The organism is Achromobacter veterisilvae (genome assembly GCF_037619525.1).
Taxonomy (GTDB): Bacteria; Pseudomonadota; Gammaproteobacteria; order Burkholderiales; family Burkholderiaceae_B; genus Achromobacter; species Achromobacter veterisilvae.
This window is the reverse complement of the sequence record NZ_CP148753.1, coordinates 445,027-458,195: the sequence shown is the minus strand read 5'-3', so window position 1 is coordinate 458,195 and position 13,169 is coordinate 445,027. Positions and strand designations below refer to the sequence as shown.

The window sequence follows — 13,169 nt, the reverse complement described above, 5'->3', positions numbered from 1 at the left end:
GCTCATGACGACAGCGGCAATGCTGGCCGAAGAGAATGACGTGGCGCTGGCGCGCCGCATTGCGGCGGGCGAGGAGGCCGCGTTCGAGTCGATGATGCGCCGCCACAACCGGCGGCTCTACCGCCTGGCGCGCGCCACCCTGCGCAACGACGCCGACGCCGAAGACGCCTTGCAGGAGGCATACCTGGCGGCGTATCGCTCCATCGCCCGGTTCCGCGGCGACTCTTCGCTCTTCACCTGGCTGTCGAGGCTGGTGCTGAACGAATGCTTCGGCCGGCTCCGCAAGCACGGGCGCCGCGAGGCGCTGTGCCCGATGGCCGGCGACATAGAGGACGAGGCAGACGCGATGACCATCAACGACTTCGATCCGCCCTACCACGCCGCGGCGCGCTCGCAGCTACGCGCCCTGCTGGAGGCAAAGCTGGACGCCTTGCCGGCCTCGTTCCGGACCGTATTCGTGCTGCGCTCGGTCGAGGAATTGTCCGTGGAGGAAACCGCGCATTGCCTGGGCATCCCCGAGGCGACGGTGCGCAGCAGGCATTTCCGCGCCAATGCGCTGTTGCGCGAGTCGTTGTCGCGTGACATCGACGTAACGGAAAAGAGCCTGTTCGAGTTCGACGGAGACGATTGCGACCGGATGGTGGCGGCGACGCTGGCGAGGTTGAGGGAGTGAGCCTACGACTCAGCAAGGCGCCCAGGAAAAGAAATCCTGCCAGACATGAATGCCCTTCGTGTAGTCGGGAGGCAAGGTCTCAATGTATCGCCCGGTCGATGCGATCCGTATTGAGCTGACCATGACTTTGATCCGGTCGCCATTGACCCCTTCGGTAAAGCCGGTGATTTGAAAAGTCTCTTCTACGGACCGCCCATACAGCGGCTGGCCGAATGAAGTGCCCACTACATCTCTACGTTTGCCTGTGTCTTGCCGACAAACGCGCGCACCGTTCGTTGACACGAGTTTTCGTACATCTTTTGCAGCTTCAACTCGTTGTTGCCGTCGTAGCGCAGCCGCTTCTTGAGCTGTCTTCTTCGACTTGGCATCGAACTCCACGGATCGGTCGTGCCTGGCCAGAAATTCATGCGTAAGAGACGAGGCCGGGTGGTCCGCCCCAAATGACAGTGTGAGCTGTATGCCGCGGCAAAAGACCTCATCCAACGATCTCTTGCGGTCGTTTTTTGCCTTGGCGGCGGCGTTGTCATATTTGGACTGAAAGTCGCGTGCGTAGTCTTCGGGCCAATTGTTGGCTGTATACGTCTTTACCGAATTTTCGTAAGCCGCAATCTGCACCTGCTCCAACCCGCAGGCCAGTGCATATCCCTTGTGCAGGCCGGCGTTCTGAACAAACTCGGAATAGGGATACGCTTCGGCCATTGCGAGCGGGGCTGCCAATAGGAACATGGCTGAACCAAAAATCGCATTCATATTCATTAGCTGATCACTCGTGCTGCCGTCTGATTTAGCGGGTCTGTTTGTAGTAAACGGAGAAATGGCCAGCGTTCTTTTCCCGGGGGGCTACATTATGAATGAATATTGCTAAATATTACAAAACTAGTGCGAATTCAAGTGTGAGAGGCAAGCGGGCCTGCGCCGTCTGAAGTGCGTCGCATGGAAGGTGACGCCTTCCCCGGTAATGCTCGATGAACCCTAAAAAATAGGGTCGTGCTGTGGCCTGGCCCGCAGATCGGCGGGACTGTGGGGTTCCTGGAATGTCAGAAACTGGTATATTACTTCTTACATTGAGAACGCCGTGAACACATTGCCCGAAACCATCCTTCAACAAGCCCGATCTCTCCCCGAGGGAGGCGTGCTGTCGCCTAAGGAATTCCTGCACCAGGGGAGCCGGGCGGCAGTGGATCAGGCGTTTTCGCGCCTGGCCAAGGCCGGCAAGCTGCTGCGTGTGGCGCGTGGCACCTACGCGGCGCCGGTCGCCAGCCGGTTCGGCGCGCGGGCACCCTCGCCCGAGAAGGTCGTCCAGGCGCTGGCCGAGCAACGTGGGGAAACCGTCGTGCCGCATGGCGCCAGCGCGGCCAACGCGCTGGGCCTGACGCAGCAAGTGCCGATCCGCGAGGTCTACCTGACTTCCGGCCGGACGCGGAAGCTGAAACTCGGGCGTTCGGAAGTGCTGGTGAAGCATGCGCCGCGCTGGATGCTGGCTTTGGGTGCGCGGCCAGCCGGCGCAGCCGTGCGCGCGCTGGCCTGGATGGGGCCGACGCACGCCGGCGAATCGCTGGTGTCGCTGCGCCGCACGCTGCCCCATGCCGAATGGCAGGCGCTGGCCTCGGCGCGGGCGACGCTGCCGGGCTGGATGGCGCAGGCTATCGGCAGGGAAGCCGCGCGTGGCTGAATACTTCTTCGACCTGGGCAAGGCGAAGCCCGAGAGGCGCTCGCCAAGGACTATGCGGCCATGCTGGCCGATGAACTGATGGTGGGCGATGCCATGCCATTCGACGCGCTGATGGACGCATGCGCCGAAGTCGAAGTCCAACTGAACAAGGTGTAGGCGGGCCTTTGGTTACCAGCCCCGATGCACAAATGAAAATGCCCAGCTTTCAGGGCTGGGCATCGAATGCTTGGTGGCCTGGGGCGGAATCGAACCACCGACACAAGGATTTTCAATCCTCTGCTCTACCGACTGAGCTACCAGGCCAACGAAGCCCGCAACTATACACAATATTCGGAAGAGACGGGGGCGGGCGGCTCTTCTGCGATAGGGCGCAGGCAGGAAGCCTTGAAGCGGGGAAGGCGAAATGCAAAAAGCCCAGCCGTTTTGGTACGGGCCGGGCTTTTCTGCGGGGCTATTACTGGATCAGCAGTAGCCAAAAATTCTTTTGGTGGCCTGGGGCGGAATCGAACCACCGACACAAGGATTTTCAATCCTCTGCTCTACCGACTGAGCTACCAGGCCAACGAAGTCCGCAACTATACACAATTTTTCAGGCTTGTGCCAGCCGGGGAGGAAAACTCCGGATTTTTCGCCTTCGCCTGCGAAGCCCATGCCGGACACTGTTGGCTGGAGGGTACGAAAGGTGCGGCCCACGGTCGCGGTCGGGCATCGGGATAGCCTGGGGATAACCCGCAGGAGTATAATCATTAGCGGTCTGTCGCCACATCATCTTGTGGCGCCTTGTTCCTGGTGGCAGTTCTTAACGCTTACGCGCGGATGGCCTGGCCGTCCCTCCCACATGTCGGTAGCTGTCCTTGCCTTCGGTCTGAATCACACGTCCGCGCCGGTTTCGGTCCGCGAACGCGTGTCCATGCCCGTCGATCTGGTGAAGCCCGCGCTGGAAGGCCTGCGCTCGGCGTTCGGCGGGTCCGTGCGCGAAGCGGCGATCCTGTCCACCTGTAACCGCACCGAGATCTATTGCGCGGCCGACGGCCACGTCGCGGACCAACTGCCCGCCTGGCTGGCTGAACACAACCGCCTGGACGCCGGCGCGCTGCGCCCGCACCTGTACCGCCATCACCAGGACGACGCCGTGCGCCACGCTTTCCGCGTGGCCAGCGGCCTGGATTCCATGGTGCTGGGCGAAACCCAGATCGTGGGCCAGATGAAGGACGCCGTGCGCGCCGCCGGCGAAGCCGGGGCCCTGGGCACCTTGCTGCACCAGATGTTCCAGCGCACCTTCTCGGTGGCCAAGGAAGTGCGGTCGCAGACCGCCATCGGCGCGCAGTCGGTGTCCATGGCCGCCGCCGCCGTCCGCCTGGCCGAACGCGTGTTCGGCAATCTGGACCAGGCCCGCACGCTGTTCATCGGCGCGGGCGAAATGATCGAATTGTGCGCCACGCACTTTGCCGCGCAGCGTCCGCGCAGCATGGTGGTGGCCAACCGCACGGCCGAACGCGCCGAGATCCTGGCCAACCGGTTCTCGGCCAGCACGATGAAGCTGTCCGACCTGACGGAGCGCCTGTCCGAATTCGACGTGGTCGTGTCCTGTACGGCAAGTTCCCTGCCTATCCTCGGCCTGGGGATGGTGGAGCGGGCCACGCGGCTGCGCCGCCACCGCCCGATGGTCATGATCGACCTGGCCGTGCCGCGCGACATCGAACCCGAAGTCGGCCGCCTGGACGACGTCTACCTGTACTCGGTGGACGATCTGGGCCGCCTGGTGCAGACCGGCACGGACGCGCGCCGCGCCGCCGTCGTGCAGGCCGAAGCCATCATCGAAACCCGCGTCCAGGGCTTCATGCACTGGATGCAGTCCCGCGAAGTGGTGCCCGTCATCCGCGACCTCCACCAGGCCGCCGAAGACGTCCGCGCCGCCGAACTGGAACGCGCCCGCAAGCTGCTGGCGCGGGGCGAATCGCCCGAGGCCGTGCTCGAACAACTGGCCCATGGCCTGACGCAGAAATACCTGCACGGCCCGCTGGCGGCCCTGAACCGCAGCGAAGGCGACGACCGCAAGCAGTTGCTCGCCTGGATGCCGCGCCTGTTCCCCGGCCGCGACTCCCGCCGTTAGCGACGCTGTCCCACGCCCCGCCCTCCCTGGCGGGCGTTCGTCTTTTGGGCGCCCGCTATCCGCCATTCCGCTTTTCTTTTTGGTCATCCCCATGAAATCTTCCATGCGCAGCCGGCTGGAGCATCTGTGCCACCGCCTCATCGAGGTCGACGCCCTGCTCGCCGAACCGGACACCGCGTCCGATATGGAGCGTTTCCGCAAGCTCTCGCGCGAGCGCGCCGAATTGGAGCCGGTGGTCGAGGCGTTCACCGCCTTCGCCCGCACCGAGGAGGACCTGGCGGCCGCCCAGGAGATGCTGTCGGATCCGGACCTGAAGGCCATGGCCGAAGACGAGATCAAGTCCGGGCGGATCAAGCTGGAAGAGCTGGAAGCCGCGCTGCAACTGCTGCTGTTGCCGCGCGATCCCAACGACGGGCGCAGCGTGTTCCTGGAAATCCGCGCGGGCACGGGCGGCGATGAAAGCGCGCTGTTCTCGGGCGACCTGCTGCGCATGTACACGCGCTACGCGGAACAGCGCGGCTGGCGGGTGGAGCTGATGTCGGAAAGCCCGTCGGAACTGGGCGGCTACAAGGAAGTGATCGCGCGGATCGACGGCGACGGCGCCTATGGCCGCCTGAAGTTCGAGTCCGGCGCGCACCGCGTGCAGCGCGTGCCCGCCACCGAGGCGCAGGGCCGCATCCATACCTCGGCCTGCACCGTGGCCATCATGGCGGAAGCGGACGAGATGTCGGATATCGTCATCAATCCGAACGACCTGCGCATCGATACGTTCCGCGCCAGCGGCGCGGGCGGCCAGCACATCAACAAGACGGATTCGGCGGTGCGCATCACCCACTTGCCGACGGGGCTGGTGGTGGAATGCCAGGACGACCGTTCCCAGCACCGCAACAAGGACAAGGCCATGCAGGTGCTGGCCGCGCGACTGAAAGACAAGGAAATCCGCGAACGGCAGAGCAAGGAAGCGGCCGAACGCAAGAGCCTGATCGGTTCGGGCGACCGTTCCGAACGCATCCGCACCTACAACTTCCCGCAGGGCCGCGTGACCGACCACCGCATCAACCTGACGCTGTACAAGCTGCAGCAGATCATGGAAGGCGACCTGGAAGAACTGACCGGTGCGCTGATCGCCGAGCACCAGGCCGAGCAATTGGCGGCGCTGGGCGACGACATTTGACGGGGCTTTCGCCATGATGCCGCCTCAGTTGAAGACGCTGCTGCTCGATGCCCGCCTGCCCAGGCTGGAGGTGCGCATGCTGCTCGAACACGTGCTGGGCAAGCCGCGCGCCTGGCTGCTGGCGCATGACACCGATCCGCTCGCGCCCGAGGTGGCCGCGGCGTACGAGTCGCTGGCCCAGCGGCGCCTGTCCGGCGAGCCCATGGCCTATCTGGTGGGCCACCGCGAGTTCATGGGCCACCGCTTCCGCGTGACCCCCGACGTGCTGATCCCGCGGCCGGATACCGAGGTGCTGGTGGAGACCGCGCTGGAATGCCTGGCCGACCTGGCCGCGCCCGCCGTGCTGGACCTGGGCACGGGCAGCGGGGCGATCGCGATTTCGATCGCCCTGGCGCGCCGCGACGCGCGGGTGATGGCGTCCGACGTCAGCGCGGCCGCGCTGGCCGTGGCGGCCGCCAACGCCTGGGATCTGGCGGCGTCCGTCCGCCTGGTCGAGGGCAGTTGGTACGAGGCCGTGCCCGCGGGCGAGGGCTTCGATCTGATCGTGTCCAACCCGCCCTATGTGGCCAGCGACGATCCGCACCTGGACCAGGGCGACGTGCGCTTCGAGCCGCGCGGCGCGCTGACCGACGGCGCGGGCGGCCTGGAAGACCTGGCCCGCATCGTGCTGGGCGCGGGCCGCCATTTGAAGCGGGGCGGCGCCCTGTGGATGGAACACGGCTGGGACCAGGCGCAGGCGGTGCGCGACCTGCTGGCGCAAGCCGGGTTCGACGCCGTGCACAGCCGGCGGGACCTCGCTGGCATCGAGCGGATCTCCGGCGGCCGGCTTTCCGGGGGAGCGCTGGGCGCCAGCGAGGGGTCCGCGTCCGTCCCGGGTGTCTGACACCCCCGAGACGCCGGCGCAGGCTGAAGGCCGTCTCCCGCGGGTGTCAGACACCATAATGATGCCAGCGAGACGCGAGCGTCCGTGCCCGTCCCGGGTGTCTGACACCCCCGAGACGCCGGCGCAGGCTGAAGGTGGTCTCCCGCGGGTGTCAGACACCACGATGATGCCAGCGAGACGCGAGCGCCGGTGCCTGTCCCAGGTGTCTGACACCCCCGAGACGGCGGCGCAGGCTGAAGGCGGTCTCCCGCGGGTGTCAGACACCACGCTGATGCCAGCGAGACGCGAGCGCCGGTGCCTGTCCCTGTCCCAGGTGTCTGACACCCCCGAGACGCCGGCGCAGGCTGAAGGCGGTCTCCCGCGGGTGTCAGACACCACGGTGACACCACGATGACGCGCCCGCAGGCCGATTCCCGGAGCGCGGCCCGGGGTATCCGGGCGCTTTTTCCCGCTGTACCTATAATTGGCGTATTCCCTACGCCTGTCCGAGAGACCACCATGAGCGACGTTCAAGAATTCATCCGCGAAACCGTGACCCAGCACCCCGTCGTGCTGTTCATGAAGGGCACCGCCCAGTTCCCGCAATGCGGCTTTTCCGGCAAGGCCATCCAGATCCTGAAGGGCTGTGGCGTGAAGAAGCTGGTCACCGTCAATGTGCTGGAGGACGACGAAGTCCGCCAGGGCATCAAGGAATTCTCCAGTTGGCCCACCATCCCGCAACTGTACGTGGGCGGCGAGTTCATCGGCGGTTCGGACATCATGAACGAGATGAACGAGTCCGGCGAACTGAAGACCCTGCTGGAGCAATCCGGCGCGATGGCCTGAACGCCCCATGCGGCGGCTGGTCATCGGCATCACCGGCGCCACCGGGGCGCTCTACGCGGTGCGCATGCTGCAGGCATTGCGCGGCGTGGACGATGTGGAGACGCATCTGGTGGTGTCGGCGTCCGGCGTGCTGAACATCAAGCACGAGCTGGACGTCGGCCGCCATGACGTCTACGCCCTGGCGGACCACGTGCACAGCGTGCGCGACGTCGGCGCCACCCTGGCCAGCGGGGCGTTCCAGACCGCCGGCATGGTGATCGTGCCATGCTCCATGCGCACGCTGGCGGCCGTGGCCCACGGCCTTTCGGACAACCTGATCACCCGCGCCGCCGACGTGACCCTCAAAGAGCGCCGGCGCCTGGTGCTGATGGTGCGCGAGACGCCCTTCAACCTGGCGCACCTGCGCAACATGACGGCCGTGACGGAAATGGGCGGCATCGTGTTCCCGCCGCTGCCGGCGTTCTACCATCGGCCGGCCTCCATCGAAGAGATGGTGGACCACACCGTGGCGCGCGTGCTGGAACTCTTCGATATCGAAGTGCCCGGCCCGCACTGGGAAGGCATGAAGTAGCCCTCGCCAGGCGTGAAAAAGCCCCTTCCAGGGGCTTTTTTGCTGTCGGACCGTCCCAAGGAAAAAAGCGTTTCCCCGCTATTGGACCAACCCCAGCCCGTTCAGCGCCGCCAGGTTCTCCGGCCATTGCCGGGCGCGGGCGTTCTGGAGTTCGATGCGGGCCCAGGCCATCCAGCCGGCCCATTCGATGCGCTTGTCCCACGCCGTGCCCCAGGCTTGCAGGGCCGCGAGTCCGGCGGCGGCATGCGCCTGGGCGGCGTCGAAATCGCCCGCGGTCAGGGCCAGTTGCGCGAGCAGCAGGCGCGGTTCGCCCACCCAGGGATTGTGCGCCACCGCCGCTTCCAGCAGGTGGCGTGCGCTGTCCATTTCGGTCATCGGATGCATGCGGGTGACGACCTGCCAGTACAGGGCGCTGGCGGCGGCTTCGTCGCGCGGGCTGAGCGTGGCGCGGCAGCCGTCGAACGCGGGCGGGACGGGAATGCCGGTGTCGCCCGGCATGCGCGACAGCGGCGCCAGCAGGTGCGACAGCATCGACAGGATGTTCGACGGCGGTTTGAGCGGGCCGGGCCACAGCGACGCGGCCCAGTTCGTCTTCAGGTCGCGGCGCTGCTGCTGCGGATAGCCGGCGAAGATCTCGTCCTGCCAGCTATGCCATTGTTCGCCGATGTCGGCGGCCGAGACGACGATGAAAGCGGCGACCTGGCGCGGCGTGAGCGCATGGACCTGGCCGTTGGCGCCTTCCAGCTTCAGGCCGTCCGGGCCCGCGCCCTGGCCTTGCAGCACGGCCTGGACGAATTTGGTGCGCGGCATGGCGCAGAACAGGCTTACCCATTCCTCGGCTTCGGCGCCCAGGGCCTCGCGCAGCGTGCCGCGCTCGCGTTCGCGGTCGAACAGCGTGAGGTCCACGTATTCGTTGCCGTAGACGCTGTGGAACAGCCCCAGCAGGCGGACTTCGCGCGGCTGGTTCCAGAGCGCCAGCGTGCGGTAGACGCCCAGCAGGTGATGTTTGAAGGTGCCGGCCTTGTGCCAGTCTTCTCCGGCGCTGCGGGCGAACAGCAGGTCCAGCAGGGCGGGCAGGTCGGGATCCACCGCGGCGTAGTGATCGGCAAGCAGCGCGCGCGCATGCGGGTGGAGTTCGGTGGTGGCGGACATGGAAGGGATCAACGATGAATGAAGGCAATCCCGTATTGTGTCCGGATGCCGCGGGCTTGTCATGGCGCGGCGCTTTATATCGGAACGCACATATCAATATGAACATTCATCGCTTCCGGTTTTGAAGGGCGCTCACTAGAATGCGAGGTCCTGTTTATAGACTCAGCGAGACAAGCATGCGCCTACGCCATTTCCTGGCCGTTTCCACCGCCCTGGCCGCTTTTGCCGCCACTCCGGCCATGGCGCAGGACGCCGAACTGAAGGTGGGCGTCACCGTCGGCCCGCACGCGCAGATCGGCGAAGTCGCGCAGCGCGTGGCGGCCAAGGACGGGCTGAAGGTGAAGCTGGTGGAATTCAGCGACTTCATCCAGCCGAACGCGGCGCTGGACGCCAAGGAACTGGACCTGAACATCTACCAGCACAGGCCCTTCCTGGAATCGCAGAACAAGGCGCGCGGCTACAAGCTGGCGCCGGTGGCGACCGCCGTGGTGCAGCAGATGGGCATCTACTCCAAGCGCCTGAAGTCGCTGGACGATCTGCCGCAAGGCGGCAAGGTGGCCATTCCGAACGACCCGACCAACGGCGCGCGCGCGCTGCTCGTGCTGCAGGCGGCCAAGCTGATCACGCTGAAAGATGGCGTGACCGTGACGGCGTCGCTGTTCGACGTGGTGCAGAATCCGAAGAACCTGAAGTTCATCGAGATCGAGGCCGCGCAACTGCCGCATTCGCTGGCCGACGTGGATGCCGCGGCGGTGAACTCGGCCTACGCGATCCCGGCCGGCCTGTCGCCCGCCAAGGACGCGCTGGCCCTGGAAAGCAAGGACGCGCCGTTCGCCGCCGTGGTGATCGCCGCGCGCGAGGACAACAAGAACGATCCGCGCATCGCGCGCTTCATCAAGGCGTACCAGTCGGACGAGGTGAAGGCTTTCGTCGCGAAGCAGTTCCCCGGCGCCTACTCGACTTCCTGGTAAGCCCTAGGCGTACTTGCCTGTCAGGCCGCCATCCACGACCAGTTCGGTGCCGGTGATGTAGGACGCTTCGTCCGAGGCCAGGAACGCCACGGCGTTCGCCACTTCCCAGGGCGTGCCCATGCGGCCCATCGGCACCTGCCTGTCGCGGGCCGCGCTGGCGGCGCGGGCGTCGGCGTCGAACATGCGCGCGACGTTCTTCGCCACGCGCGGCGTATCGATCAGGCCGGGAATCACCGTGTTCACGCGGATGCGGTCGGCGGCATATTGCTGCGCGGCCATCCGCGCGAAATGGATCACGGCCGCCTTGCTCACGCTGTACGCCAGATGCGGATACCCCGTGTAGCGGATGCCCGCCACCGACGACACGGCGACGATGGCCCCGCCGCCCTGTCCGCGCATGAGGGGCGCGAGCAGGCGCGTGGCGATGAGCAGACTGGTCACGTTCACCTGCTGGATGCGGTCCCAGTCTTCCAGCGCGATATCTTCCGGTCCGCCGACCTTGCCGATGCCGGCGTTGGCCTGCAGGATGTCGATGCGTCCGTAGCGGCGCAGGGCGGCGTCCACCGCGGCCCGCATGGCCTCGGGATCGGCCACGTCCGCCTGCACGGGCAGGGCGCTGCCGCCCACCTGCGCAACCTCGTGCGCCGCGTCTTCGGCGGCCTCCAGGCTGGCATCCAGCGCGACGATCGCGGCGCCCTGGCGCGCCATCGTCACGCAACTGGCCTTGCCGATGCTCCAGCCGGCGGCCGAGGATCCGGCCCCGGCCACCAGCGCGACCTTGCCGGCCAGACGGGCATCTTGGCCGGCCGTCATGGCTGGCCTTCGTCCTGGTGCGTCTTGCCCGCGCCGACGTAGGGAATGGCGTGGTCTATGGTTTCCCAGATGTAGCGGCCGGACGGGCTTTGCTGTTCCTCCGCCACGTGGGACACGAGTCCCGCGGCGCGCGAGATGACGGCGAAGCCGCGCATCAGGTCGGTGGGCACGCCGATCTCGCTCAGCAGCGCGGCCACGGCGCCGGTGGCGTTGATGGTGATGTGCCTGCCGTAGGTCGCGTCGATCGCGGACGCCAGCAGGCGCAGCGCCTTGAGCGACTCCCCCTTCAGGTCGGGCTCGGCCTCCGCCAGCGCCAGCAGCTTGATCGAGCGCGGGTCGTCGGGCTTGTGCAGGTGATGGCCGAAGCCGGGCAGGGCGCGGCGCGATTCGCGGAATTCGCGGGCGATCGCCAGCGCCTCGGCTTCTCCATCCGCCGCCTGGCGGATGCGGTCCAGCAGGCGGGAGCAGTTTTCCATGGTGCCGACGAACTGGCTGCCGACCGCCATCAGGCCGGAGGCGACCGCGCCTTGCAGGTTTTCCGGCGCGCTCATGTAGATCAGGCGCGTGGCGATGGCGCTGGGCGTCATGCCGTGTTCCATCAGGGTGACGAGCACCGCGTCGACGATGCGCAGGTCGACGGGGCGCGCTTCGCGGCCCAGGATCTGCATGATCATGACTTCGGTGAAGGTCTTCTTGCCGATCAGGTCCTCGACCAGATCGACGTCCCGGTAGGACATGCCGGTGAGGTGATGGGCGCAGAGGCGGGTTTCGGGGGTTTTCATGGCGTCTCCTTCTGGGCCGCGTCGCGCACGGCGTTTTTCAGCACCTTGCCCACGCTGGAGCGCGGCAGGCTGTCGTGGATGTGGAATTGCTTGGGCGTGGCCACGGGGCCGAGCAGGCCGCGCACGTGCGCCTTGAGCTCGTCCTCGCTGGCCTGCGCGCCGGGATGGAACTGGACGGCGGCGTGGACGGCCTCGCCCCATTTCTCGTCGGGCAGCCCGAAGACCGAGCATTCGTACACGGCGGGATGCGCGGACAGGGCGTTCTCCACGTCCACCGGATAGATATTGAAGCCGCCGGTGATGATGACGTCGCGCAGCCGGTCCTTCAGGAACAGGAAGCCGCGCGCGTCGATCAGGCCCGTGTCGCCGGTGTGCAGCCAGCCGTCCACCACCGTTTCGGCGGTTTTCTCGGGCAGGCGCCAGTAGCCGGACATCACCAGGTCGCCCTGCACCACGACTTCGCCGATTTCGCCGCGCGGCAGCAGCGCGCCATCCGGGCCCATGATGGCCAGGTCCGACAGCCAGGTGGCGCGTCCGACCGAGGCGCGGTTCTCGGGCGCCTCCAGGTCGGCGGGCCGCAGCGCGGTGACGATCTGCGGCGCCTCGGTCTGCCCGTAAGTGGTGCCCAGCACCGGGCCGAAAAAGGCGCGCGCCTTGTCTATTTTCTCCACCGGCATGGGCGCGCCGCCATAGATCAGGTTGCGCAGGCGCGGGAAGTCGGCGCGCGAGACGCCCGGCTGCGCCATGATCATGTAGATCAGCGTGGGCGGCATGAAGCTAAGCGTGCCGCCGCGTTCGCGGAAAGCCGCCGTGATGCTGGCCGGATTGACGGTGTCCAGCAGCAGGTGGGCGCCGCCCAGGGCCAGCACGGGCAGCAGGTAGGTGCCCGTGCCGTGCGTGATGGGCGCGGCGACGACGTAGCGGTCTTCGTGCGTGAGTTCCCAGTTGGCGATCTGGTTGATGATGCCGGCGTTCCAGGCGTGATAGGGCTGCATCACCCCTTTGGGCAGGCCGGTGGTGCCGCCGGTGAACTTGATGGCCTGGGTGGCGTGGCGCGGCAGCGCATGGCGCTGCGGCGCGCGCCCGGCATGGCGGGCCAGCAGGGCGTCCAGCGCCAGCGGCGCCGCCGCGTCGTCCAGGTGGATATGGCGCCGGCCTTGCGGCGCCTGGGCTTCGGGCACCAGCGGCGCGCCCGTGCCGTCCACGATCACGATGGACGGCTCGGTGGCGTCCAGGATGCGCCCGATCTCGCGCTCGGTGCTGCGGTAGTTGAGGGGCACCCACACCTTGCCGCTGGCCAGCACGGCCAGCAGCGCCAGGATGTGCCGCGCGGAGTTGCCGGCGCAGATCGCCACGCGCGTCTGCGGCGCCGGGTCCAGGTCCTGCAGCGCGGCCGCGAGCGCGTGGACCTCGGCGGCCAGCCGCGCGTACGTCACCTGGCCCTCGGGGCCGTCCAGCGCGATCCGGTCCGGATACTGCTCGGCGGCGCGGAAGAAGAAATCGATCGGGTACACCTGTGCTCCTTGCTGTGTGGACGGGC

Annotated in this window: 13 protein-coding genes and 2 tRNA genes; 8 read left to right on the top strand and 7 right to left on the bottom strand. The window is 66.8% G+C overall.

Translation table 11 applies throughout. The features are described from left to right. Positions 1-4 precede the first annotated feature (4 nt). Entirely contained in the window at positions 5-673 is a 669-nt protein-coding gene (locus WHX56_RS02085; protein WP_338880168.1) for an RNA polymerase sigma factor, read from the top strand. A 9-nt stretch (positions 674-682) separates the two neighbouring features. Here WHX56_RS02085 and WHX56_RS02080 read toward each other — a convergent pair whose 3' ends face one another. Then, positions 683-1,429: a hypothetical protein gene (locus WHX56_RS02080; RefSeq protein WP_338880167.1), complete on the bottom strand. Its 747-nt coding sequence runs from the start codon at positions 1,427-1,429 to the stop codon at positions 683-685. Positions 1,430-1,748: 319 nt separating this feature from the next. On the opposite strand from WHX56_RS02080, the gene WHX56_RS02075 reads away from it, so the two are divergent. Next, the gene (locus WHX56_RS02075) at positions 1,749-2,345 is read left to right on the top strand and encodes a DUF6088 family protein (protein WP_338880166.1); all 597 of its coding nucleotides are present in this window, start codon (positions 1,749-1,751) and stop codon (positions 2,343-2,345) included. 227 nt (positions 2,346-2,572) lie between these two features. Here WHX56_RS02075 and WHX56_RS02070 read toward each other — a convergent pair. Together WHX56_RS02070 and WHX56_RS02065 are read right to left on the bottom strand one after the other, a co-directional pair. Then, a tRNA-Phe gene (locus tag WHX56_RS02070) sits at positions 2,573-2,648 on the bottom strand. A 182-nt stretch (positions 2,649-2,830) separates the two neighbouring features. Continuing rightward, positions 2,831-2,906: transfer RNA gene (locus WHX56_RS02065), tRNA-Phe, on the bottom strand. A gap of 277 nt (positions 2,907-3,183) precedes the next feature. Between WHX56_RS02065 and hemA the strand changes: the two genes are divergently transcribed. From hemA to WHX56_RS02040, 5 genes are all read left to right on the top strand, one after another. After that, positions 3,184-4,458, top strand: a complete 1,275-nt coding sequence (hemA, locus tag WHX56_RS02060; protein ID WP_129245897.1) for a glutamyl-tRNA reductase — start codon at positions 3,184-3,186, stop codon at positions 4,456-4,458. A gap of 91 nt (positions 4,459-4,549) precedes the next feature. Further along, the gene (prfA, locus tag WHX56_RS02055; RefSeq protein WP_338880165.1) at positions 4,550-5,632 is read left to right on the top strand and encodes a peptide chain release factor 1; all 1,083 of its coding nucleotides are present in this window, start codon (positions 4,550-4,552) and stop codon (positions 5,630-5,632) included. A 13-nt stretch (positions 5,633-5,645) separates the two neighbouring features. Then, positions 5,646-6,515 (top strand): peptide chain release factor N(5)-glutamine methyltransferase, encoded by an 870-nt coding sequence (prmC, locus tag WHX56_RS02050; RefSeq protein ID WP_338880164.1) that lies wholly within the window; start codon positions 5,646-5,648, stop codon positions 6,513-6,515. 498 nt (positions 6,516-7,013) lie between these two features. Beyond that, the gene (grxD, locus tag WHX56_RS02045) at positions 7,014-7,340 is read left to right on the top strand and encodes a Grx4 family monothiol glutaredoxin (protein ID WP_129245891.1); all 327 of its coding nucleotides are present in this window, start codon (positions 7,014-7,016) and stop codon (positions 7,338-7,340) included. A 7-nt stretch (positions 7,341-7,347) separates the two neighbouring features. Further along, positions 7,348-7,911: a UbiX family flavin prenyltransferase gene (locus tag WHX56_RS02040; RefSeq protein ID WP_129245889.1), complete on the top strand. Its 564-nt coding sequence runs from the start codon at positions 7,348-7,350 to the stop codon at positions 7,909-7,911. Between the two features lie 78 nt (positions 7,912-7,989). On the opposite strand, the gene WHX56_RS02035 is transcribed toward WHX56_RS02040, so the two are convergent. Further along, positions 7,990-9,063 carry a DUF6817 domain-containing protein gene (locus WHX56_RS02035; protein WP_287753906.1) on the bottom strand — a complete coding sequence of 358 codons (1,074 nt, stop codon included), beginning with the start codon at positions 9,061-9,063 and terminating at the stop codon, positions 7,990-7,992. 176 nt (positions 9,064-9,239) lie between these two features. Between WHX56_RS02035 and WHX56_RS02030 the strand changes: the two genes are divergently transcribed. Next, the gene (locus tag WHX56_RS02030; protein ID WP_338880163.1) at positions 9,240-10,034 is read left to right on the top strand and encodes a MetQ/NlpA family ABC transporter substrate-binding protein; all 795 of its coding nucleotides are present in this window, start codon (positions 9,240-9,242) and stop codon (positions 10,032-10,034) included. Positions 10,035-10,037: 3 nt separating this feature from the next. Here the strand turns inward: WHX56_RS02030 and WHX56_RS02025 are convergent, their stop codons facing one another. The 3 genes from WHX56_RS02025 to WHX56_RS02015 are packed head-to-tail and all read right to left on the bottom strand — an operon-like array spanning position 10,038 to position 13,143. Then, a complete protein-coding gene (locus WHX56_RS02025) occupies positions 10,038-10,847 on the bottom strand; it encodes an SDR family NAD(P)-dependent oxidoreductase (RefSeq protein WP_287753908.1) in 810 nt (269 codons plus the stop codon). Further along, positions 10,844-11,629 (bottom strand): citryl-CoA lyase, encoded by a 786-nt coding sequence (locus WHX56_RS02020; RefSeq protein ID WP_287753909.1) that lies wholly within the window; start codon positions 11,627-11,629, stop codon positions 10,844-10,846. The genes WHX56_RS02025 and WHX56_RS02020 overlap by 4 nt, the downstream gene beginning before the upstream one ends. Next, a complete protein-coding gene (locus tag WHX56_RS02015) occupies positions 11,626-13,143 on the bottom strand; it encodes a class I adenylate-forming enzyme family protein (protein WP_338880162.1) in 1,518 nt (505 codons plus the stop codon). The genes WHX56_RS02020 and WHX56_RS02015 overlap by 4 nt, the downstream gene beginning before the upstream one ends. Positions 13,144-13,169 lie beyond the last annotated feature (26 nt).